Origin of the sequence: Pseudomonas sp. SJZ103, from assembly GCF_007828335.1 — a bacterium.
Lineage (GTDB): Bacteria > Pseudomonadota > Gammaproteobacteria > Pseudomonadales > Pseudomonadaceae > Aquipseudomonas.
This window is the reverse complement of record NZ_VIUN01000005.1, coordinates 105,545-127,684: the sequence shown is the minus strand read 5'-3', so window position 1 is coordinate 127,684 and position 22,140 is coordinate 105,545. Positions and strand designations below refer to the sequence as shown.

25 protein-coding genes are annotated in these 22,140 nt (G+C 61.8%); 5 read left to right on the top strand and 20 right to left on the bottom strand.

Annotated features, from left to right (window positions below; genetic code table 11):
- Positions 1–48: 48 nt before the first annotated feature.
- From FBY10_RS13760 to FBY10_RS13700, 13 genes are all read right to left on the bottom strand, one after another.
- Positions 49–969 (bottom strand): LD-carboxypeptidase, encoded by a 921-nt coding sequence (locus FBY10_RS13760; protein ID WP_145336736.1) that lies wholly within the window; start codon positions 967–969, stop codon positions 49–51.
- A gap of 139 nt (positions 970–1,108) precedes the next feature.
- Positions 1,109–2,110 carry a lipoyl synthase gene (gene lipA / locus FBY10_RS13755; RefSeq protein WP_057444888.1) on the bottom strand — a complete coding sequence of 334 codons (1,002 nt, stop codon included), beginning with the start codon at positions 2,108–2,110 and terminating at the stop codon, positions 1,109–1,111.
- Positions 2,111–2,136: 26 nt separating this feature from the next.
- Positions 2,137–2,784 carry a lipoyl(octanoyl) transferase LipB gene (gene lipB / locus FBY10_RS13750; RefSeq protein WP_027605241.1) on the bottom strand — a complete coding sequence of 216 codons (648 nt, stop codon included), beginning with the start codon at positions 2,782–2,784 and terminating at the stop codon, positions 2,137–2,139.
- Positions 2,784–3,059, bottom strand: a complete 276-nt coding sequence (locus tag FBY10_RS13745) for a DUF493 domain-containing protein (RefSeq protein WP_017848340.1) — start codon at positions 3,057–3,059, stop codon at positions 2,784–2,786. The genes lipB and FBY10_RS13745 overlap by 1 nt, the downstream gene beginning before the upstream one ends.
- Before the next feature lie 84 nt (positions 3,060–3,143).
- Positions 3,144–4,301, bottom strand: coding sequence for a D-alanyl-D-alanine carboxypeptidase family protein (locus FBY10_RS13740; protein ID WP_131700097.1), 1,158 nt, complete (start codon positions 4,299–4,301; stop codon positions 3,144–3,146).
- 180 nt (positions 4,302–4,481) lie between these two features.
- Positions 4,482–5,480 (bottom strand): septal ring lytic transglycosylase RlpA family protein, encoded by a 999-nt coding sequence (locus FBY10_RS13735; protein ID WP_092488466.1) that lies wholly within the window; start codon positions 5,478–5,480, stop codon positions 4,482–4,484.
- Positions 5,480–6,490: a lytic murein transglycosylase B gene (mltB, locus tag FBY10_RS13730; protein ID WP_131700096.1), complete on the bottom strand. Its 1,011-nt coding sequence runs from the start codon at positions 6,488–6,490 to the stop codon at positions 5,480–5,482. Before mltB ends, FBY10_RS13735 begins: the two co-directional genes overlap by 1 nt.
- A gap of 17 nt (positions 6,491–6,507) precedes the next feature.
- Complete coding sequence (gene rodA, locus FBY10_RS13725) at positions 6,508–7,611, bottom strand: rod shape-determining protein RodA (protein ID WP_050442794.1); 1,104 nt, start codon at positions 7,609–7,611, stop codon at positions 6,508–6,510.
- 31 nt (positions 7,612–7,642) lie between these two features.
- Positions 7,643–9,541, bottom strand: a complete 1,899-nt coding sequence (gene mrdA / locus FBY10_RS13720) for a penicillin-binding protein 2 (protein WP_145336738.1) — start codon at positions 9,539–9,541, stop codon at positions 7,643–7,645.
- A gap of 15 nt (positions 9,542–9,556) precedes the next feature.
- Positions 9,557–10,024 carry a 23S rRNA (pseudouridine(1915)-N(3))-methyltransferase RlmH gene (gene rlmH, locus FBY10_RS13715; RefSeq protein ID WP_003176297.1) on the bottom strand — a complete coding sequence of 156 codons (468 nt, stop codon included), beginning with the start codon at positions 10,022–10,024 and terminating at the stop codon, positions 9,557–9,559.
- A gap of 9 nt (positions 10,025–10,033) precedes the next feature.
- Positions 10,034–10,528 (bottom strand): ribosome silencing factor, encoded by a 495-nt coding sequence (rsfS, locus tag FBY10_RS13710; protein ID WP_003176298.1) that lies wholly within the window; start codon positions 10,526–10,528, stop codon positions 10,034–10,036.
- Positions 10,529–10,597: 69 nt separating this feature from the next.
- Entirely contained in the window at positions 10,598–11,242 is a 645-nt protein-coding gene (gene nadD / locus FBY10_RS13705; protein WP_065910068.1) for a nicotinate-nucleotide adenylyltransferase, read from the bottom strand.
- Positions 11,242–12,507: a glutamate-5-semialdehyde dehydrogenase gene (locus FBY10_RS13700; RefSeq protein ID WP_131700094.1), complete on the bottom strand. Its 1,266-nt coding sequence runs from the start codon at positions 12,505–12,507 to the stop codon at positions 11,242–11,244. The genes nadD and FBY10_RS13700 overlap by 1 nt, the downstream gene beginning before the upstream one ends.
- A gap of 175 nt (positions 12,508–12,682) precedes the next feature.
- Here FBY10_RS13700 and FBY10_RS13695 point away from each other — a divergent pair, with 175 nt between their 5' ends.
- Both FBY10_RS13695 and FBY10_RS13690 read left to right on the top strand, forming a co-directional pair.
- Positions 12,683–13,366 (top strand): DNA-3-methyladenine glycosylase, encoded by a 684-nt coding sequence (locus tag FBY10_RS13695; RefSeq protein ID WP_131700093.1) that lies wholly within the window; start codon positions 12,683–12,685, stop codon positions 13,364–13,366.
- A 25-nt stretch (positions 13,367–13,391) separates the two neighbouring features.
- Positions 13,392–14,708 carry a bifunctional DedA family/phosphatase PAP2 family protein gene (locus FBY10_RS13690; RefSeq protein WP_145336740.1) on the top strand — a complete coding sequence of 439 codons (1,317 nt, stop codon included), beginning with the start codon at positions 13,392–13,394 and terminating at the stop codon, positions 14,706–14,708.
- On the opposite strand, the gene FBY10_RS13685 is transcribed toward FBY10_RS13690, so the two are convergent.
- The 4 genes from FBY10_RS13685 to FBY10_RS13670 all read right to left on the bottom strand — a co-directional run bounded on the left by FBY10_RS13685 (position 14,702) and on the right by FBY10_RS13670 (position 16,696).
- Entirely contained in the window at positions 14,702–14,917 is a 216-nt protein-coding gene (locus FBY10_RS13685) for a hypothetical protein (protein WP_131700091.1), read from the bottom strand. The genes FBY10_RS13690 and FBY10_RS13685 overlap by 7 nt on opposite strands.
- Before the next feature lie 100 nt (positions 14,918–15,017).
- Positions 15,018–15,608, bottom strand: coding sequence for an LON peptidase substrate-binding domain-containing protein (locus FBY10_RS13680; RefSeq protein WP_145336742.1), 591 nt, complete (start codon positions 15,606–15,608; stop codon positions 15,018–15,020).
- Between the two features lie 21 nt (positions 15,609–15,629).
- Positions 15,630–16,346 carry an LrgB family protein gene (locus FBY10_RS13675; RefSeq protein WP_131700089.1) on the bottom strand — a complete coding sequence of 239 codons (717 nt, stop codon included), beginning with the start codon at positions 16,344–16,346 and terminating at the stop codon, positions 15,630–15,632.
- Positions 16,343–16,696, bottom strand: a complete 354-nt coding sequence (locus FBY10_RS13670; RefSeq protein WP_131700088.1) for a CidA/LrgA family protein — start codon at positions 16,694–16,696, stop codon at positions 16,343–16,345. The genes FBY10_RS13675 and FBY10_RS13670 overlap by 4 nt, the downstream gene beginning before the upstream one ends.
- A gap of 164 nt (positions 16,697–16,860) precedes the next feature.
- Between FBY10_RS13670 and FBY10_RS13665 the strand changes: the two genes are divergently transcribed.
- From FBY10_RS13665 to FBY10_RS13655, 3 genes are all read left to right on the top strand, one after another.
- Positions 16,861–17,316, top strand: a complete 456-nt coding sequence (locus FBY10_RS13665; protein WP_145336743.1) for a MaoC family dehydratase — start codon at positions 16,861–16,863, stop codon at positions 17,314–17,316.
- Positions 17,317–17,421: 105 nt separating this feature from the next.
- Entirely contained in the window at positions 17,422–19,140 is a 1,719-nt protein-coding gene (locus tag FBY10_RS13660) for a C13 family peptidase (protein ID WP_131700087.1), read from the top strand.
- A 29-nt stretch (positions 19,141–19,169) separates the two neighbouring features.
- Positions 19,170–19,811, top strand: coding sequence for an oxidoreductase (locus tag FBY10_RS13655; protein WP_145336745.1), 642 nt, complete (start codon positions 19,170–19,172; stop codon positions 19,809–19,811).
- Positions 19,812–19,887: 76 nt separating this feature from the next.
- Here the strand turns inward: FBY10_RS13655 and FBY10_RS13650 are convergent, their stop codons facing one another.
- Genes FBY10_RS13650 through mpl form a run of 3 tightly spaced genes read right to left on the bottom strand, consistent with a single transcriptional unit; the run spans position 19,888 to position 22,140 of the window.
- The gene (locus tag FBY10_RS13650) at positions 19,888–20,172 is read right to left on the bottom strand and encodes a YceK/YidQ family lipoprotein (protein WP_027605223.1); all 285 of its coding nucleotides are present in this window, start codon (positions 20,170–20,172) and stop codon (positions 19,888–19,890) included.
- On the bottom strand, positions 20,165–20,794 hold the full coding sequence (ubiX, locus tag FBY10_RS13645) for a flavin prenyltransferase UbiX (protein ID WP_131700085.1): 630 nt from the start codon (positions 20,792–20,794) through the stop codon (positions 20,165–20,167). The genes FBY10_RS13650 and ubiX overlap by 8 nt, the downstream gene beginning before the upstream one ends.
- A complete protein-coding gene (gene mpl / locus FBY10_RS13640) occupies positions 20,791–22,140 on the bottom strand; it encodes a UDP-N-acetylmuramate:L-alanyl-gamma-D-glutamyl-meso-diaminopimelate ligase (protein WP_131700084.1) in 1,350 nt (449 codons plus the stop codon). Before mpl ends, ubiX begins: the two co-directional genes overlap by 4 nt.

Below are 22,140 nucleotides of genomic sequence, written 5' to 3'. Positions count from 1 at the left end.
GCAATCGGGTGCTTGCCCCCGATTGCGGTGTCTCAAACGCCAACAGACTCAGGACCTGAGCACCACATCCTGCTCCAACACCACCCGCTGCTCCCCCGCATCCAACCGTACCAATGCGCCCATCGGCAGCGTCAGGTTCGGATCGCAATGCCCGCTGCGCCAGCCGGCCAGTACCGGTATGTGCAACGGCTCGAACGTCTGCTTCAGCAGGCGCTCCAGCGCAACGTTATCCACACCCGCCACATCCCCTGCCAGCACACCCGCGACCTGCGCCAACTTGCCCGCCAGACGCAGGTGGGTCAGCAGACGGTCAATGCGGTAGATCGGCTCATTGACGTCTTCGATAAACAGGATGATGCCTTCAGCATCTATTTCGTAAGGCGTCCCCATGACCGCCGCAATCATCGACAGGTTACCCCCCAGCAAGCGCCCACAGGCAATGCCAGGCTCAATCGTGGTCAGCGGGTACGCCACCGGGTGCGCCAGCACACTGCCGGCGCCCAGCTGGCCGCGCAAAAGGCCGAACAATGATGACTCGGTAGGTTGTTGCTTGCCGCCGAGCAGGTCGGCATTGAGCATCGGCCCGTGGAAGGTCACGAAACCGGCGTAGCGGTTGATCGCCAGATGCAACGCGGTGATGTCGCTGTAACCCACCAACGGCTTGGGATTGGCCCGCAGCAGGTCGAAGTCCAGCGCGTCGAGCAGCCGTGGTGTGCCGTAACCACCGCGCAGACAGAAGATAGCGTCGATGTGCGGATCGGCAAAAGCCGCGTGCAGGTCACGCAGGCGCACTGCATCGCTGCCGGCGAGGTAGCCGTCGCGTTCATAGACTCCGGGGAAAATTCGCAGGTCGTAGCCGCGCGTACGCATCCATTGGCCGGCCTTTTCAACGTCCAGCACGGCGGGGCCGGCGGGGGCGATCAGGGCGATGGTGCCTTCAGAACGAAGGGCTGGAACGGCTGCAGTCATACACAACTCTCCCTAACTAACGCAGAACGAAATGTGGGAGGGGGCTTGCCCCCGATAGCGGTAGATCAGCCAGCACATGTAGCGACTGACATACCGCAATCGGGGGCAAGCCCCCTCCCACACTGGATCTAAACCCCTATCAGGAAACCAGGCTAGCCTTGACCAGCTTGGCCTGCTCGTCGGCGTGGTACGAAGAGCGTACCAAAGGGCCCGAGGCGACGTTCTTGAAGCCCATCTTGTAACCTTCTTCGGCGAACCAGGCGAAGGTGTCCGGGTGCACAAAACGCTGCACCGGCAAGTGGCTGCGCGACGGTTGCAGGTACTGGCCCAGGGTCAGCATGTCGATGTCGTGTTCGCGCATGCGCTTCATGACTTCGATCACTTCTTCATCGGTCTCGCCCAGGCCCAGCATCAAGCCGGATTTGGTCGGGATGTGCGGCATCATCTGCTTGAATTTCTGCAGCAGGGTCAGCGACCACTGGTAGTCCGAACCTGGACGCGCGGCCTTATACAGGCGTGGCACGGTTTCCAGGTTATGGTTGAACACATCCGGCGGCTCGGCAGCGGTGATTTCCAGCGCGACGTCCATACGGCCACGGTAGTCCGGCACCAGGGTCTCGAGCATCACGTTCGGCGACAATTTGCGGATTTCGCGGATGCAGTCGGCAAAGTGCTGGGCACCGCCGTCGCGCAGGTCGTCACGGTCAACCGAGGTGATCACCACGTATTTGAGTTTCAGGTCGGCGATGGCGATGGCCAGGCTTTCCGGTTCGTTGACGTCCAGTGGCTTCGGCCGGCCATGGCCGACGTCGCAGAACGGGCAACGACGGGTGCAGATGTCCCCCATGATCATGAAGGTGGCGGTGCCGCCGGAGAAGCATTCGCCCAGGTTCGGGCAGGACGCTTCTTCGCACACGCTGTGCAGCTTGTGTTTGCGCAGCAAGGCCTTGATACGGTCGACTTCCGGCGAAACCGGGATGCGCACGCGGATCCAGTCGGGCTTTTTCGGCAACTCGGTGGTCGGGATGATCTTGACCGGGATGCGTGCAACCTTCTCGGCGCCGCGCAGCTTGACGCCGGCTTCCACCTTGGCACGCGGGGCCGGGGCCGGACGCTCGGTGATGTCCAGCGTCGGGATCATGGTTTGCACTGCATCAGTAGTCATAATCAGTCGATTCCGCCCGTGAGGGTCGTCTGCTCAGCATAGTCGAGGTGTTTGACGAGCTGCGCACGCAGCCGGGCACTTACCTCGGCAAATTTAATCGGTGTGGCGTGGTCGCTCAGTTGGGTCATCGCCAGCCCGGCATAACCGCACGGGTTGATCCGCCGGAACGGTGCCAGGTCCATGTCCACGTTCAGGGCCAGGCCATGAAAGGAACAACCGTGGCGAATGCGCAAACCGAGGGACGCGATTTTCGCGCCATCCACATACACACCGGGTGCATCGGGCTTGGCCGCGGCACTCACGCCGTAACTGGCCAACAGCTCGATCAGGCAAGCCTCCATACGGCTCACAAGGTCGCGCACGCCAAAACCCAGCTTGCGCACGTCCAGCAGCAGGTACGCCACCAGTTGACCGGGCCCATGGTAAGTCACTTGGCCACCTCGGTCGACCTGCACCACCGGAATATCCCCCGGCAGCAGCAGATGTTCGGCTTTGCCGGCCTGGCCCTGGGTGAACACCGGCGGGTGCTCCACCAGCCAGATTTCATCGGGTGCCGAAGTGCCGCGTTCATTCGTGAACCGCTGCATGGCATGCCAGACGGGCTCGTAGTCCATCCGGCCGAGCTCGCGAAAGCCCAGGACCTGTGACATCACAGCACCATGTGCACGAAGCCGGTGGCCCGCAGTTCGCTATTGATGTCGTAGAGCTGGTCTTGACCGGTCGCAACGATGTGCAACTGGATCGTGGTGTACTTACCGTTGGTGCTCGAACGCTCGTCCACCCGGTTGTCATTGATCGTCGCGTGTTTACGCACGATATCGAGAATCTTGTCTTTGTTGCCTACACCGGTATCGCTGATCACCTTGACGGGATAATCCGTCACCGGGAATTCGATCTTTGGCGCCTTTACTTCTTTATCGGTCATGGCAGAACGGCCTCGTAAGCGGTAAGCCGTGGCGACGGCAAAGCCCCGCGTCGGATCAACGCGGGGCTTTGCAGGTGCACACAATCAGTTGAACAAGCCGTAGAAGAATAGACGGATGCTATCCCACACGCGGCGGAAGATACCACCTTCGTCGACGGCGTCCAGCGCGATCAGGTCGGCGCTGTGTACCACCTTGTCGTCCAGCTTCACTTCGACTTTACCGATCACGTCGCCCTTGGCGATGGGTGCAACCAATTGCGGGTTCATGGTCATGCTGGCAGCGAGCTTTTTCAGCTGGCCTTTAGGCATGGTCAGGGTCAGGTCTTCAGCCAGGCCAGCCTTGACTTGCGAGGTCGCGCCTTTCCACACCGGCGCGGTCGCCAGTTCAGCACCCTTCTGGTAGAAGGTCTGGGTTTCGAAGAAGCGGAAACCGTAGGTCAGCAGTTTTTGCGTCTCGGCCGCACGGGCCTGCTCGCTGTTGGTGCCAAAGACTACGGCGATCAGGCGCTGGCCATCACGTACCGCAGACGACACCATGCAGTAGCCGGCTTCTTCGGTGTGGCCGGTTTTCAGGCCGTCGACGGTCTTGTCGCGCCACAGCAACAGGTTGCGGTTAGGCTGCTTGATGTTGTTCCAGAAGAACTCCTTCTGGGAGTAGATCGCATAGTGAACCGGGTCGATACGAATGATCGCGCGCGCCAGGATCGCCATGTCGTGAGCCGACGAATAGTGCTCAGGGTTTGGCAGGCCGGTGGGGTTCATGAAGTGGCTGTTGGTCATGCCCAGGTCGGCCACGGTTTTGTTCATCATGTCGGCGAATGCGTCTTCGCTGCCGGCGATGTGCTCGGCCAGGGCGACGCTGGCGTCGTTACCGGACTGGATGATGATGCCGTGCAGCAGGTCGCTGACGGTGACTTGCGAGCCCACCTTGATGAACATCCGCGAACCGCCGGTACGCCAGGCGTTTTCGCTGACGGTCACTGGGTCGTTTTCGCCGATCTGGCCGCGACGGATTTCCAGGGTCGCGATGTAGGCGGTCATCAGCTTGGTCAGGCTGGCCGGTGGCAGGCGCTGGTCACCGTTGCTCTCGACCAGCACGTTGCCACTGGCGGCATCCATGAGGACCCAGGACTTGGCAGCCAGTTGCGGTGAAGCCGGCACCATTTCAACCGCCCAGGCGGCCGGGGTGATGATCAGCGAGATAAGCAGGCACGTGCGTTTGGCTAAGGTGGTGATGTTCATCCGTCTCTCGAAATTGCTTATGGAAACTTGCCCTCGCGGGCAAAACTTATTCAGACAGCCCGCTACCAGACTGTCACGTGTTCGGTTGCACGCTCACCCCTTGCCCCTGGGTTTTTATTGTTCAACGAGCCAACAACCACGGCTCACACCCGCGCACGGACCTGAGCCATCAATCCTTTTTTATTCAGCGGTGACCACGCTGGGTTGCCCCAGGTTGGCCAGACGCACGCTGTTCTGCACTTGTGCAACCTCGCTCGGCGAACCGATCGGGCCCATACGCACACGGTGCAACGTTTGCTGGTTACGCACGATGGAGCTGATAAACACTGGCGCGCTGACCATGCTGCTGAGCTTGGACCTTAACAGTTCTGCCGCATCCGGGTTGGCGAAAGCGCCCACTTGCAGGTATTGCCCGCCCGCGACCGCGGCGCCTGGCGCCGCATGGGGCACGACCACGGTATCCGGTGCATGCTGCTGCGGTGGCGGTGTCCACTGTTCGATCTTGCCGGTTGATGCCGTCACTTGCGGCTGCGCACTCTGGGGCTCGTTGAGCATCAACGGCGCTGGTTTGCCACGCTGGGCCCAGTACTGCGCCGGATCGATGCCTTCGACCTTGACCCGCGCGGTACCGATTTCGGCATAGCCGAGTTTTTTGGCGGCGGCGTAGGACAAGTCGATGATGCGATCCGAATAGAACGGTCCACGGTCGTTGACCCGCAGGATTACCGTGCGGTTGTTGTCCAGGTTGGTCACGCGGACATAGCTGGGCAGCGGCAGGGTCTTGTGGGCCGCGCTCATGCCGTACAGGTCGTAGACCTCGCCGTTAGCGGTGTTCTGACCGTGGAACTTGGTGCCATACCAGGACGCCGTGCCCGATTGCACGTAGGTCTTGGAGTCCTGCAACGGGAAGTAGGACTTGCCCAGCACCGTATAGGGGTTGGCCTTGTATGGGCCGGTGTGCAGGGTCGGCGTGGCATCCGGGATCTTCGACACGTCGACATCCCACCACGGCGCGCCGTCTTTGTGCGCGCGGTTGATGTCCAGTCCTGGCTGGGAACGCACAGCCGTGCCGCCGGACTTCTGTACCGGGCCACGGCTGGTGGAACAACTGACGACGAGCAGGGACAACGCGGCGAACGCCACCAGCTTGAGCGGTTGATTGAACGGCGATGCCCGCATTACTTGTTGCCCCGTGCTTGGACCAGCATGTCTGACAGCTGATGCACGGCCATGGCGTACATCACACTGCGGTTATAACGCGTGATTGCGTAGAAATTCTTCAGGCCCATCCAGTATTCAGGGCCGTTTTCACCTTCGAGGCGGAACGCCGTCACCGGCATATCGTCGCGTGGCGCATTCTGACTCGACCAGCCCAGCGCCCGCAACTCCCCAACCGTCTTGGCCGGCTCGATGCCCTGGGTCAGGCCTTCATCGGCGTGCTCCCCGGTGACATCGGCGCGGATCACCACCGGCTCGCCACCGACCCAGCCATGGCGCTTGAAGTAGCTGGCCACACTGCCGATGGCATCGTCCGGGTTGCTCCAGATATTGATGTGCCCGTCGCCGTCGAAATCAACCGCGTAGGCGCGAAAGCTGCTCGGCATGAACTGCGGCAAGCCCATCGCACCGGCGTAGGAGCCTTTGAGGGTCAGCGGGTCGACCTGCTCTTCACGGGCCAACAGCAGGAACTCACGCAGTTCCTTGCGGAAGAAGTCGGCGCGCGGCGGGTAATCGAAGCCCAGGGTAGACAGGGCGTCGATCACCCGGTAACTGCCGGTATTGCGCCCGTAGAAGGTTTCAATGCCAATGATCGCGACAATCACCTGGGCCGGCACGCCGTATTCCTGCTCGGCGCGGGCCAATACGGCCTCGTGCTGGCGCCAGAAGTCCACACCCCGGGCCACGCGGGCGTCGGTGAGGAACATAGGGCGATATTCGCTCCACTGTTTCACGCGCTCAGCGGGGCGAGAGATAGCATCGAGGATCGCCTGCTTGCGCTGCGCTTCGCGAAACACGCCCATCAGCTGTTCACCGGCGAAACCGTAGTCGCGGGTCATTTCACCGACGAACTCGGCGACCTGGGGTGAGCCATCGTAGTCACCGGCCTGCGCCTCCTGCGTTGCGCCCAGCAGCCCAATCAGGCCCATCCAGGACGCATGCCGAGTCGCCCAGCCGCGCATTACTTGCATTGACATCTTCACCTTATTCAAACCTGTGCGATCCACTTGCGATGCGTATGAATCGACATCAAAACCCCAAACGCTGACAGCAATGTCACCAGCGAAGTTCCGCCGTAGCTAATGAACGGCAACGGCACCCCAACCACCGGCAGCAGGCCACTGACCATACCGATGTTGACGAAAACGTAAACAAAAAAAGTCATGGTCAGGCTGCCGGCGAGCAATTTGCCGAACAGCGTCTGCGCCTGTGCGGTAATCACCAGGCCACGACCAATCAATAACAAATAGATCAGCAACAACGCGCAAATGCCTACCAGGCCGAACTCTTCGCCCATCACCGCAATAATGAAGTCGGTGTGGCTCTCGGGCAAAAAGTCCAAATGCGACTGGGTGCCCAGCAGCCAGCCCTTGCCAAATACACCGCCGGAACCGATGGCCGCCTTCGACTGGATAATGTTCCAACCGGTGCCAAGCGGGTCGCTTTCGGGATCGAGGAAAGTCAGGATTCGCTGCTTCTGGTAGTCGTGCATAAAGAAGAACCACATGGCCACGGCCACCGGTACTGCCGCCGCCAGCACGCTGAGGATCCAGCGCCAGCGCAACCCGCCCATGAACAGCACGAACGCACCGCCAGCCAGGATCAGCAGCGACGTGCCGAGGTCAGGCTGGCGCACGATCAGAATGAACGGCACCCCGATCAGGATCAGGCTGATCCCCACATGCTTGAGCTGCGGCGGTAAGGTGCGCTTGGACAGGTACCAGGCGATAGTCGCCGGCATCAGGATCTTCATGAATTCCGACGGCTGGAAGCGAATCACCCCCGGAATGTTGATCCAGCGGGTCGCGCCCATGGCGTTGTGGCCCATGACGTCCACCACCACCAGCAGCAATACGCCGGCGACATAGCCGAGCGGCACCCAGCGCGCCATGAAACGCGGCTCCAGCTGGGCGATCACGACCATGGATAACAGGCCCAGGCCGAACGACGACGCCTGCTTGATCAGCAAGTCCCAGTTCTTGCCGCTGGCCGAATACAGCACGAACAGGCTGCCGGCCGCCAGGGTCAGCAGCAGGATCAGCAACGGACCATCAATGTGCATGCGCTGCAGCAGCGTGGCGCGACGACGCATCACATCCTCGCTGGAGAGGATGCGGTCAAAATTACTCTTCACTGGCCGTAACCTCTGGGGTTGAAGGGGGGCCGCCATATTCGGGCTTGAGCCTGCCGTCGTCGGCCAGCAACCAGGCGTCCATCACCTGGCGCACCACAGGCGCCGCCACACCGGAGCCGGACTCGCCGTTCTCGACCATCACCGCCACCACGATTTTCGGGTCGTCGGCCGGGGCAAAACCCACAAACAAGGCGTGGTCGCGGTGGCGTTCCTGGACCTTGGAGCGGTCGTATTTCTCGCCCTGCTTGATCGCGACCACCTGGGCGGTACCACTTTTGCCGGCGATACGGTATTGCGCACCGATCGCCGCCTTGCGCGCGGTACCGCGTGCGCCGTGCATCACCTGCTGCATGCCGTGGTTGACCTTGGTCCAGTCGGACGGGTCGCGCAGCACGATGTCGGGGATGGGGTTTTCATCCAAAGGCTTTTCGCCTTCGATGGTCCGGGCCAGGTGCGGGCGGTTCCAGATGCCTTTGTTGGCCACCAGCGCCGTGGCCTGGGCCAGCTGCAAAGGCGTGGCCTGCATATAGCCCTGGCCGATGCCAAGGATCAGGGTTTCGCCCGGGAACCACGCCTGGCGGCGGGTCGCACGCTTCCACTCCCGCGATGGCATCAGGCCAGGGGATTCTTCGAACATATCCAGGGAGACTTTCTGACCGAGGCCGAACTTGCCCATGTAGGCGGACAAGCGGTCGATCCCCAGCTTGTGGGCCAGGTCGTAAAAATAGGTGTCGTTGGAACGCATGATCGCGGTATCCAGGTCGACATAGCCGTCACCGGTGCGGTTCCAGTTACGGTATTTGTGATCGTAGTTGGGCAGCATGTAGTAACCAGGGTCGTAGACCCGACTCGATGCAGTCACCACACCGGCGTCCAGGCCGGCAATCGCCACCGCCGGCTTGATGGTCGAACCCGGCGGGTACAGGCCGCGCAGTACGCGGTTGAACAGCGGCCGGTCGATGGAATCACGCAGCTCGGCGTAGGCCTTGAAGCTGATCCCGGTGACGAACAGGTTGGGATCGAAACTCGGCTGACTGACCATCGCCAGCACTTCGCCGGTCTTCGGGTCCAGCGCCACCACCGCGCCACGCCGGCCGCCCAGCGCCATCTCGGCCGCTTCCTGCAGCTTGATGTCCAGGCTCAGCACAATGTCCTTGCCCGGCACCGGGTCGGTACGCTTGAGCACCCGCAGCACGCGGCCGCGAGCATTGGTCTCGACTTCTTCGTAACCCACCTGGCCGTGCAACTCGGGCTCGTAGAAACGCTCGATGCCGGTCTTGCCGATATGGTGGGTGCCGCTGTAATTGACGGGATCGAGGCTTTTCAGCTCTTTCTCGTTGATCCGTCCCATGTAGCCGACGGAGTGGGCAAAGTGCGGCCCTTGGGGATAGTGGCGCACCAACTGTGCCACTACTTCCACTCCCGGCAGGCGGAACTGGTTCACCGCGATCCGCGCGATCTGCTCTTCGGTCAGCTCGAACAGGATCGGCACCGGCTCGAATGGCCGACGCCCCTGCTTCATGCGTTTCTCGAAGATCACCCGGTCTTCCGGGGTCAGTTGCAACACCTCGACGATCACATCGAGGACCTGCTGCCAATCACCGGAACGTTCGCGGGTCATGCTCAGGCTGAAGCTGGGCCGGTTATCCGCCACCACCACGCCATTGCGGTCGAAGATCAGCCCACGGGTAGGCGGAATCGGCTGCACATGCACCCGGTTGTTCTCCGACAGCGTGGAGTGATAGTCGTACTGGATCACCTGCAGGAAATACAGGCGCGCAATCAGCACCCCGATCAAACCCACCACCATAAAAGCGCCAAACACCACACGCGCGCGTACTAGACGTGCGTCTTTCTCGTGGTCCTTGATGCGGATCGGCTGGGTCATCGGGAGGGGCGCAGATTATTTGTGGTAAGGGTGCCCGGACAGAACTGTCCAGGCGCGATACAGCTGTTCACCGATCAGGATCCTTACCAACGGGTGCGGCAGCGTCAGCGCCGACAGCGACCAGCGCTGGTCCGCCCGCGCGCAGACTTCCGGCGCCAGCCCTTCGGGGCCGCCGACCATGAAGTTGACGGTGCGCGAGTCCAGGCGCCAGCGATCCAGTTCCACCGCCAGCTGCTCGGTGCTCCAGGGCTTGCCGTGCACTTCGAGGGTGACGATGCGCTCGTTGGGACCGACCTTGGCCAGCATGGCTTCGCCTTCCTGACGGATAAAGCGCGCCACGTCGGCATTCTTGCCCCGGGTGTTGAGCGGTATCTCTACCAGTTCCAGCGACAGCTCGGCGGGCAGACGCTTGGCATACTCGTGCCAGCCTTCTTCCACCCACTTGGGCATGCGTGAACCGACAGCAATCAGACGCAGGCGCACAGCCGTTCCTTATTCCTGGTCTTTGTTGAGCTTGTCGAAGTGCGCGTGGCCCACTTCCGGGCTGTGGTGCTTGCCATCGGCGGCACGGCTCTGCTCGGCGCCTTTCCACAGACGCTCCAGGTCGTAGAACTGACGGGCGTTGGAAGTCATCATGTGAACGATTACGTCGTCCATGTCCAGCAGCACCCAGTCGCTGTCGCCCTTGCCTTCTTCACCCAGCGGCTTCACGCCTTGGGCTTTGACGGCTTCGCGAACCTTGTCCAGCATCGCGCCGATCTGGCGGTTGGAGGTACCGGTGGCGATGATCATGAAGTCGGTGATGCTCTGCTTGTCGCGCACGTCCAGGACCTGGATGTCCTGGGCCTTCACGTCTTCCAGGGCGGCAACGGCGACTTTTACCAGCTCTTCGCCAGCCAGTTCAGGGCCAACGTGGGCTTCAACCGGCAGCGGGGCGCTTTTGAACGTGCCTTTGCGTTTTACTTTGCTTACGTCTTTGTTCGTCATAAAAAACTCGTTTTGCTCGTATGTTCGGGCGCTCGCTGCACGACTGTTCGTGCGTTCAAGCGCGCCTTTTCAGTTCGACGCACGGTAAAGCCCGTGCGCATCGATGTAGGCCAGGACCGCGTCAGGCACCAGGAAACGTACCGACTTCCCGCTGGCCAGCAGTTGACGGATCTGGGTGGCAGACACCGCAAGCGGGGTCTGCCAGACGAATGCAATATTCCCGTTTGGCCCGGTCAGGGCCAAGGGGTCACTTACCGACCGCGCGGCCAGCAGGTTGCGCAAGGCATCCGGCGGTTCGCTGTCGGCATCCGGGCGTTGCAAAACCAGGATGTGGCAGTGCTGGAGGAGTTCCTCCCAGCGATGCCAAGAGGGCAGGCCGCAAAATGCGTCCCAGCCCAAAAGCAGAAACAACTGGTCATCCGCGGCCAACTCGGCGCGCATCAGCTCCAGGGTGTCGACAGTGTAGGACGGTTTATCGCGCTTGAGCTCACGATCGTCCACCACCAGCGGCGGTATGCCCTCTACGGCCAGGCGTACCATTTCCAGGCGCTGCTGCGGCGACACCTGCGGGGTATCGCGATGGGGCGGCCGGAAATTAGGGATCAGGCGCAGCTCATCCAACGCCAAGGCATCCGCGACTTCCAGGGCACTGCGCAAATGGCCGATGTGCACGGGGTCGAAGGTACCGCCGAGCAGCCCGATGCGTTTAGCCATCAAGTGCGCACATGACCGTCGCCGAACACCACGTACTTCTCGCTGGTCAGGCCTTCCAGGCCAACCGGGCCGCGTGCGTGGAGCTTGTCGGTGGAGATGCCGATCTCCGCCCCCAGGCCATACTCGAAGCCGTCGGCAAAGCGCGTCGAGGCGTTGATCATCACCGAAGCGGAATCCACTTCTGTGAGGAAACGCCGGGCGTCGCTGAAATGCTCGGAAACAATGGCGTCGGTGTGCTTGGAGCCGTACTTGTTGATGTGTTCGATGGCCTGGTCCAGGTCGTCGACGATGCGGATCGACAGGATCGGCGCCGTGTACTCGGTGTACCAATCCTCTTCGGTGGCTTCGATCACGTCCGCGCCCAACAGGGCACGGGTGCGTTCGCAACCGCGCAGTTCCACACCCTTGTCACGGTAGATGGCAGCCAACGGCGGCAGCACGCGCTCGGCAATGCCGACGTGCACCAGCAGGGTTTCCATGGTGTTGCACGGCGCGTAGCGGTGGGTCTTGGCGTTGTCGGCGATGCGGATCGCCTTGTCGATGTCGGCGGCGATGTCGATGTACACGTGGCAGACGCCGTCCAGGTGCTTGATTACGGGCACCTTGGCATCGCGGCTGACGCGCTCGATCAGGCTCTTGCCACCGCGCGGTACGATCACGTCGACGAATTCCGGCAGGGTGATCAGCGCGCCGACAGCGGCACGGTCGGTGGTTTCGACCACTTGCACCACGTCGGCCGGCAACTCGGCCACGGCCAGGCCCTGCTGGATGCAGGCGGCAATGGCGCGGTTGGAATTGATCGCCTCGGAACCGCCACGCAGGATGGTGGCGTTACCCGACTTGAGGCACAGGCTCGCGGCGTCGATGGTCACGTTCGGGCGCGACTCATAGATGATGCCGATCACGCCCAGGGGCACGCGCATCTTGCCGACCTGGATACCGGACGGCAGGTAACGCATATCGCGGATTTCACCGATGGGGTCAGGCAGCTTGGCCACCTGACGCAAGCCTTCGATCATGTCGTCGATGCGTGCCGGGGTCAGCGCCAGGCGGTCCAGCAGGGCGGGCTCGAGGCCATTGGCGCGGCCGTTGGCCAGGTCCAGTTCGTTGGCGGCAGTCAGCTCGGAGCGCGAAGCGTCCAGAGCATCGGCGGCGGCCAGCAGGGCACGGTTCTTCTGCGCGGTGCTCGCACGGGCGATCAACCGCGAGGCCTGACGGGCAGCGCGACCCAGGCGGGTCATGTAGTCAAGAACGGACTCAGTCATGGTCAGGGAGTCTTGGCAAAGAGGAAAGCGGCAGATTATAGCTGTGACGCCGCCCGACTGACAGCGGTGAGGGGCGGAAGGTCGAAATGAACTGTAAAAACCTGGGGTTCAGCCGTAATTAAGGTGGGAGTTGTTATTATTCCGTCACATTTAGCCGTATTAACCCTAGACCACCATGCCCAGTTCGTCGCCCCAACTCCCAGCCAGCGCCCTGCCCGACAGCTTCTTCGACCGTGATGCGCAAATACTCGCGCGAGATTTGCTCGGAAAAGTCATACGCCATCGTGTCGGCGATATCTGGCTTTCGGCACGAATTATTGAAACCGAAGCCTATTACGTGGCCGAAAAAGGCAGCCACGCCTCACTTGGCTACACAGAAAAGCGTAAGGCTTTGTTTCTGGATGGTGGGCATATCTATATGTACTACGCCCGTGGCGGGGATTCGCTGAACTTCAGCGCTCAGGGGCCGGGCAATGCCGTGCTGATCAAATCGGCCTATCCATGGGTCGATGAAACCTCCGGGCCGGCCAGCCTGGCGCAGATGCTACTGAACAACCCGAATGCCGATGGCAGCCCGCGCGCGTCGCAAAAGCTGTGTGCCGGCCAGACGTTGCTGTGCAAGGCGCTGGGCCTGAAGGTGCCGATGTGGGATGCCAAGCGCTTTGATCAAGAATTGCTCTATGTGGAAGACGTCGGCCAGACACCGACGCACATCATCCAGACCACCCGATTGGGCATCCCCAGCGGCCGTGACGAGCACTTGATGTACCGCTTCGTCGATGCTGGCTATGCGCCCTATTGCACGCGGAACCCACTGCGCCGGGGCCAGGTCGAAGGCCGCGACTACTTTTTGATTTGAATCTGTGGCGTTGGAGTGAAGATTTATGGGCCAGTGGCTCGATAGCATTACCGGCTGGCTGACCCTCAACCCGCAATGGCTGGCGGCGGCGGTGTTTATCGTCGCGTGCGTGGAATGCCTGGCCATTGCCGGACTGATCGTGCCGGGCACGGTGTTGCTGTTTGCCATTGCGGCACTGGCTGGCAGCGGCGCCTTGTCCCTGAGTGAAACCCTGCTGATGGGGTTCCTGGGAGGCTTGTTGGGCGACGGGGTTTCCTACTTCCTGGGGCGACACTTCCATCAGAACATCCGCCGCCTGCCCGGCCTGCGCCACCACCCGGAATGGATGAACGGCGCGGAAACCTACTTCCACAAATACGGCATCGCCAGCCTGCTGGTGGGCCGCTTCATCGGGCCATTGCGGCCGATGCTGCCGATGGTCGCCGGGATGTGCGACATGCCGTTCCCGCGTTTCGCCCTGGTCAGCCTGCTGGCAGCAGCGGGTTGGTCGGTCGCCTACCTGCTGCCGGGCTGGGCGACCGGCGCTGCATTCCGCTTGCCATTGCCGGAAGGGTTCTGGCCTGAGGCGGGGGTTGTTACAGCCTGCCTGGCGGTCATGCTGGGGCTGAGTCTGAACACCAGCGTGCGCGGCCATCGTCGCGCGACCTTGTGGATAGGTTGCGCCAGCCTGACGTTGTTGATCGCCCTGTTTATCGGCTATACCCACCTGGACGACTTCGACCACGGCCTGAGTGCGCTGGTGCAGGAGCATCGCAGCCCCTGGCTGGACCAGACCATGGTGATGGTGACCCAGTTGGGCGAGTTCAAGAAAATGTTCTTCGCCAGCGCCGTATTCACGGGTCTGCTGCTACTGGCGCGGCAATGGCGTCATGCCATGTTTGTCGGTGCAACTCTGGCCGGGGCGGCGGTGATCAATACCGGGACCAAACTGTTTTTCGCCCGCGGCCGCCCGGAGATCCTCACCGACCCATTGACCAGCTTCAGCATGCCCAGCGGCCACGCCTCTGGTGCGTTTGCGTTTTTTCTGGCGTTGGCGGTGCTGGCCGGTCGCGGACAACCCACGCGCCTGCGCCTGACCTGGATGCTGCTGGGCTGTATTCCTGCGGCCTTCATCGCGCTGTCACGGGTCTACCTCGGCGCCCATTGGCCCACCGACATCCTGGCTGGCACGCTGCTGGCAATGACCGTCTGTGCATTCAGCCTCACCGTCTGCCAGTACCGCAGCCCATTGCCGCCGATGCCGCAGAAGGCCTGGTGGCTGGTATTACCCGCCGTGGTGGCGGTGCTCGGTTTCATTGCCTTTACCGGCACCCCCCACGCGCTGCTCAGGTACGCCTACTGATCCTGGGCCGGGCCGAGCCAATCAACTGGCGCGGCGCGGCGTTCAATACACCGCTCGCGTCGCTCCAGCAACATCTCATCAGCTATTTCCGCGGCGCGTTCAGCGATGTATTCCGGACCGCGCTTGGCGTCCAACCGCAGCAATTGCGCGGCAATACTGCCAAAAAAAGCGTCCCAGGCTGCCTGCTCCGATTGCACTAGCCGAATCATGTTCATCCCCGATCATTGTTGAGTGATCGGCGACTATTTCAGCCCACACACCGGGAGCAACGAAGAAACATCTGAAAGTGGTGCAGGACTGATCCGAAACTCAGGTGAACAACTCACCCTGAAGTTCATCGAGCAGCATCTGGATCGCATCCAGCCGCTGCTGCGGGTCGTCGAGTTGCAGCAGGTCGATCTTGTCGGCCTCGGTGAACGGTAACAGATAAGCCAGTTGATTGCCCAAGGCTTGCTGGCCATCGGCATGGGTGCCCATGTCCAGCGACGCGACCATCGGATGTTCGGCCAGGGCCTGGAGCAAAGCCAGCAGGTCGGCATCCTCTTCTTCCAGCGCCTGGTCCGGCAGCTCTTCCAGCCATTGCACCTCGGCTACCAGCAACTGGTCCTTCTGCACCCCGGCGTCACGCACGCGGAAGCGCCGCCCGCCTTCGACGCGAATCCCCAGCAGGCCGTTGTCCTGCTGCTTGAAGTCGCGAATCAACGCTTCGCAGCCGATCAGCGCATAGCCATCCGGGGCCATGCCCACCTCCTTGCCATCGAGGATGCACACCACGCCGAAGCTTTCGCCCTTTTTCATGCAGCGGCTGATCATGTCCAGGTAGCGCGCCTCGAACAGTTGCAGGTCGAGGGTGCAGCCAGGGAACAGCACGGTATTGAGGGGGAACAGCGCCAGACTCATAAAGGCTTCCTTAAACCCGGTTTAAACAATCACTGACACGGCCAGCGGCAGGAATACCGCTGTGGCTACGCCCATCAGACTCATGGCCAGCGCCGCAAAGGCGCCACACTCTTCGCTTTCCTGCAGGGCCACCGAGGTGCCGACGGCGTGGGCAGTCATGCCCAGCGCCATGCCGCGCGCCTCGGGACTGTACACCCCAAGACGCGAGAGTAACGCCGGGCCAACCATCGCGCCCACCACCCCGGTGATCAGCACAAACACTGCCGCCAAGGCTGCCACACCGCCGATCTGCTCGGCCACCAGCATGGCAATCGGCGATGTCACCGACTTCGGTGCCATGGTCATCAACATCCTGTGTTCGGCGCCGAACCCCCAACCCAGCAGTACGCACAGGCCGGTGGCCAGCACGCCGCCTATCACCAGCGTAGTAAAAATCGGCCAGAACAATTGACGAATCCGCCGCAGGTTCAGATAGAGCGGCACCGCCAGGGCCACCGTCGCCGGGCCCAGCAGGATCCCCATGATCTCCGTGCTCTTGCGGTACTCGGCGTAGCTCAGGCCGCACGTGAGCAACACGCCGATCACCAGCAGCATGGAGACCAGCACTGGTTGCAGGAAAATCCAGCGGGTTTTCTCAAAACCCGCCAGCACCAGCTGATAGGCGCCCAGGGTGATACCGATACCGAACAGCGGGTGATGAATCACAGCCGTCCACGCGCCGTGCCAGTCGAAGATCATTGATCCTTCTCCTTGCGCTTGACCATGCGTTCCATCAACAACCCGACAAAGCCCATGGCGATCACCAGCGACAACACCAGTGCACCGACGATGGCCCAGAAATCAGCGGCAATATCCTTGGCATACACCATCACCCCCACCGCCGGCGGTACCAGCAGCAACGGCAAGTAGCGCAACAAGCTACTGGCCGCCAGGCTCAGGGGCTCACCGACTTCGCCACGCCAGATCAGGAAACCGAGCATCAACAACAGGCCGATGATCGGCCCCGGCAGTACCGGCACCAGCAAATGATTGATCGCCGTGCCGATCAATTGAAACAGCACCAGCCATGTCAGACCGCGTAACAGCATCCGTTCTCTCCCCCTCAAGACCCACCCGCATTATAAGCATGCCCGCCCTATGCCCCGGCATTCGCCAAAAGCATGGTGGGTTGACCGGGCTGGATGCCCATGATGATCTACATTGGTTCTCTGTAACCCCAAAAAACAGAACCGATGAACCAAGGAGAGACGCAATGCCCTATGTACCCGTAGCGCAGCTCAAAGACTATGTCGGCAAGGAACTGGGACGTTCCGAATGGCTCACCATCGACCAGGCGCGCATCAACCTGTTCGCCGAAGCCACCGGCGATCATCAGTTCATCCACGTCGACCCGGTCAAGGCCGCGCAAACCCCGTTCGGCAGCACCATCGCCCACGGTTTCCTGTCGCTGTCGCTGATGCCCAAGCTGATGGAAGACATCCTGATCGTGCCCGATGGCCTGAAGATGGCGGTCAACTACGGCCTGGACAGCGTGCGTTTCATCCAGCCGGTGAAGGTCAACTCCAAGGTGCGCCTGAACGTGACCCTCACCGATGTCACCGAGAAAAAGCCCGGCCAGTGGTTGCTCAAGGCCACCGCTACCCTGGAAATCGATGGCCAGGAAAAACCCGCTTACGTTGCCGAGTCGTTGTCGCTCTACTTCGTGTAAGCCCATCCCTGTGGCGAGCCACTGAAACTCGCCACAGGGTATGTAAATTTATGTATGAAACTCGCAGCTGCGGCATACTCGGCGCTCAAATATCCGGATCCCGCTATGCGCCCACTCGCCCCCCTTGCCCTTGCCCTGTTGCTCACCGCTTGCGGAGACGGCGAATCGCTGTTGCCGCCCGATGCGCGCCTGCCCGATGGCGGCCGTTACCGGGGCGATGTGGTCAATGGCTTGCTGCAAGGCCAGGGGCGCGTGGATTACCCCAACGGCAGTTGGTACGCCGGGCAGTTCGACAAAGGCCAGTGGCACGGCCAGGGCGAATGGCATGGCAGCAACGGCGAAATCTATAAAGGCCAGTTCCAGCAAGGCCTGTTCGACGGCCAGGGCAGCCTGACCACAGCCGGCAGCCACTATGTGGGCGGGTTCAAGAACGGTCGGCGCAACGGCGAAGGCACCCTCAAAGAAGGGCAGATGACCTATCGCGGCGAATTCAAGGACGACCAGTATTCCGGCCTCGGCCGCCTGGAACTGGCCGACGGCAGCCAGTATCAGGGCCAGTTCGCCCACGGCAAGCCGAACGGCGAAGGCCAGCGCAATGACGACAGCGGCAACCAGTTCAGTGGCCACTTCGTCGACGGCCAGTTGGAGGGCAACGGTACCTTCAACAGCGCGGACGGCGACATCTATGTCGGCCAGTTCAAACAGAACCAACTCAACGGCAAGGGCCGTTATGAAAACGCCGATGGCGACGTGTGGATAGGCCAGTTCAAGGAAGGCGCACTCAGCGGCAAGGGCGAGTTGATCGGCGTCGACGGCAGCCATTACGTCGGCCAGTTCAGCGATTGGCGCTTTACCGGCGAAGGCCGCCTGAACCTGACCGACGGCAGCTTCTACATTGGTGGCTTCGACAGCGACAACTATCAAGGCCGCGGCACCCTGGTACTCACCGACGGCACCGTACAGGCCGGCACGTGGGTCAACGGCATGCGCGTGCGTGATGCCGACGGCAAGCTGTTGCCCGATCCGCTGGAAATCGGCGTACTGGCCCAGGGCCGTTTGCTCGACGCCGCCCTCGCCGCCGTGCCTGCATCCACCCCAGCAGTGGAGCTGTACACCCTGGCCGTGGCCGGCGACGGCAAACAGAGCGTGTTCCTGCGCGAAGCCGATTACGTCAGCAATATGCTCGCCACCCGCTTCGGCGCACGTGGGCAGATCCGCCTGGTCAACCACCGCGACCATATCGCCGACCGGCCACTGGCCACCCGCGAAAGCCTGCGCCGTGCCGTGCAAACCCTGGCCGAGCGCACCGGCCCGGAAGACCTGGTGTTTATCTACCTGACCAGCCACGGCACCCACGAACACGAGCTGGTGCTGGACCAACCACGCATGGAACTGGCCGATCTGCCCGCCGATGAGCTGGCCGCCGTGCTCGCGCCGCTGAAAAACCGCGACAAGATCGTCGTGATTTCAGCTTGCTACTCCGGCGGCTTCATCCCCGTGCTCAAAGACGAACGCACCCTGATCATGACCGCCTCGCGCGCCGACCGCGTGTCCTTCGGTTGTTCCGAAGAAGCCGACTTCACCTACTTCGGCGACGCCCTCTTCGCCCAAGCCTTCAACCAGACCGACGATTTGCAGCAAGCCTTCAAGCTGGCGCAGTTGCATGTGAGCGAACGCGAACAGGCAGACAACTTCGAAGCGTCCGAACCGCAGATCTGGGCCCCCAAAGGCGTGATCGCCCATTGGCAATTATTACGCAAGCAGCAGGCACGAAAGGCGCTGGAAAGCGTCTCAATGAATAGCAAGGAAGCCAAAGGCAACTAAGCTGTAACGTGTAACAAGGGGGAAACACCATGTACCTGACACCTCAGCATATCCTGCTCGCCGGCGCCTCTGGCCTCACCGGCGAACACCTGCTCGATCGCCTGCTCAACGAACCCACCGTAACCCGTGTACTTGCACCCACCCGCAAACCGCTGGCCGAGCACCCGCACCTGGAAAACCCGGTGGGCGACCCGGCGGTGTTCCTGCCGCAACTGAGCGGCCAGGTGGATATTGCTTTCTGCTGCCTGGGCACCACCATCAAGAAAGCCGGTTCGGAAGAAGCTTTTCGTGCCGTCGACCTGGATATGGTCGTAGCCTTTGCCAAGCGCGCGCGGGAGATGGGCGCGCGGCACCTGATCGTGATCAGTGCGATTGGCGCCGACCCGAAATCCTCGGTGTTCTACAACCGGGTCAAAGGGGAAATGGAACAGGCGCTCAAGGCCCAGGACTGGCCGCAGTTGACCATCGTGCGGCCTTCGTTGCTGTTGGGGGAACGGCTGGAGCCGCGCTTGGCCGAGCAATTGGCCGGGCCGCTGTCACGGTTGATTCCCGGGAAATACCACGGCATTGAAGTCTGCGAACTGGCACGGGCCATGTGGCGCCTGGCGCTGGAAGAGCAGGACGGGGTGCGGGTGGTGGAGTCGGACGAACTGCGCAAGCTCGGTAAATAAGGCCGAACACAAAGCAAAAATGTGGGAGGGGGCAAGCCCCTCCCACACTGGTTTTGTGATGCGTTTAAAATCCGGGCTAGAGCCCGCCAGTCGCGTTAAACCCTACCCCCAGCACCGTCAACACTGACAGCGGCAATAACAGCGTGTCGAGCAACGCGCTGGCTGGCAGGTCGACGCCGGGATAGCTGGGCGCCTCGGCACCGAACCGGTCCTTGGCGCAGCAACCTCCGTTCATTGCATACAAATCCAACCGCGTGCCGGCATACACCACCGGCGCGCCGGGCTGCGCGGCGTCCAGGGTACGTGCGGTGGCGCAGCCGGCCAGCTGCAGCGCCAGTATCACCAACAGTGCCTTATTCATCGCTGCTCAAATGATGTTCGCCCCAACGCGGCAGCATGTCCTGGGGGATATTCAACAGGTTGAGAATGCGCGCCACCACGAAATCCACCAGGTCATCGATGGTCTGCGGCTGGTGATAGAAGCCGGGCGACGCTGGCAGGATAGTCACCCCCAGGTTCGACAGCTTGAGCATGTGTTCCAGATGAATGCTCGAGTACGGCGCCTCACGCGGCACCAGGATCAACTGGCGGCGCTCCTTCAGCGTCACGTCGGCGGCCCGTTCAATCAGGTTGTTGCAAGCGCCCGTGGCAATCGCCGACAACGTCCCCGTGGAGCACGGCACCACGACCATTGCCGCCGGCGCGCCAGAACCCGATGCCACCGGCGACATCCAGTCTTCCTTGCCATAGACCTTGATCTGCCCCGCCGCCGCACCGGTGTACTCGGTGAGAAAGGCTTGCATCATCTGCACCTTGGGTGGCAGCGCGACATCAGTCTCGGTGGCCATCACCAACTGCGCGGCCTTGGAGATCAGGAAGTGCACCTCACGATCCTCACGCACCAGGCAATCCAGCAGGCGCAAGCCATACGGCGCGCCGGATGCGCCGGTCATCGCCAGGGTGACGCGTTCCGGGCCACTCATTTCAGCGCCTCGGCCAGTTTGCCGTGCAAGCCGCCGAAGCCGCCGTTGCTCATGACCACCACATGGGCGCCAGGCTTGGCCTCGTGCTTGACGAACTCAATGATGCCCTCGATGGAATCACAGACTTTCGACGGCACCGTGCACTGCGCCGCAATCGCCGGCAGGTCCCAGCCAAGATTGGCCGGTGCGTACCACACCGCCTGGTCGGCATCGTTAACGCTTTCCGGCAGGCCGTCGCGGTGGGCGCCGAGCTTCATGGAGTTGGAGCGCGGCTCGACGATCGCGATTACCTGGGCATCACCGACACGCTTGCGCAGGCCGTCCAGCGTGGTAGCAATCGCAGTCGGGTGGTGGGCAAAGTCGTCGTAGATGGTAATCCCATTCACCTCGGCGACTTTCTCCATGCGCCGCTTCACACTCTTGAATGCACTCAGCGCCGCGATGCCCATGGACGGCACCACGCCCACATGGCGCGCGGCGGCCAGGGTGACCAGGGCGTTGGCAACGTTGTGCTGGCCGGTCATGTCCCAATCGACAATGCCTTGGGCTAGACCCTCGAACAGCACTTCAAACCTGGAACCGTCTTCACTGAGCAACTTGACCTGCCATTGCCCACCCGCCCCGGTGGTTTGCACCGGGGTCCAGCAACCCATCTCGATCACACGCTGCAAAGCTGGCTCGGTGGTCGGGTGGATGACCAGGCCTTCGCTGGGAATGGTGCGCACCAAATGGTGGAACTGTCGCTCGATGGCCGCCAAATCTGGAAAGATATCGGCGTGATCGAACTCGAGGTTGTTGAGGATCGCCGTGCGCGGACGGTAGTGGACGAACTTGGAGCGCTTGTCGAAAAAGGCGCTGTCGTATTCGTCGGCTTCAATCACGAAGAAAGGCGTATCGCCCAGACGCGCGGAGACCGAGAAGTTCTGTGGCACGCCGCCGATCAGGAAGCCCGGGCTCATGCCCGCGTGCTCCAGCACCCAGGCCAGCATGCTGCTGGTGGTGGTCTTGCCATGGGTGCCGGCAACGGCCAAGACCCAGCGACCTTGCAGCACATGGTCGGCCAGCCATTGCGGGCCGGACACGTAAGGCAAACCTTTGTTGAGTACGTATTCGACAGCAGGATTGCCACGGGACATGGCATTGCCGATCACCACCAGGTCCGGCACCGGGTCGAATTGCGCCGGGTCGTAACCCTGGGTCAACTCAATACCCTGAGCCTCCAGTTGCGTGCTCATGGGCGGGTAAACATTGGCATCGGAGCCCGTTACATGATGGCCCAGCTCTTTGGCCAGAACCGCCATCGAACCCATGAAAGTGCCGCAGATACCAAGAATATGAATGTGCAT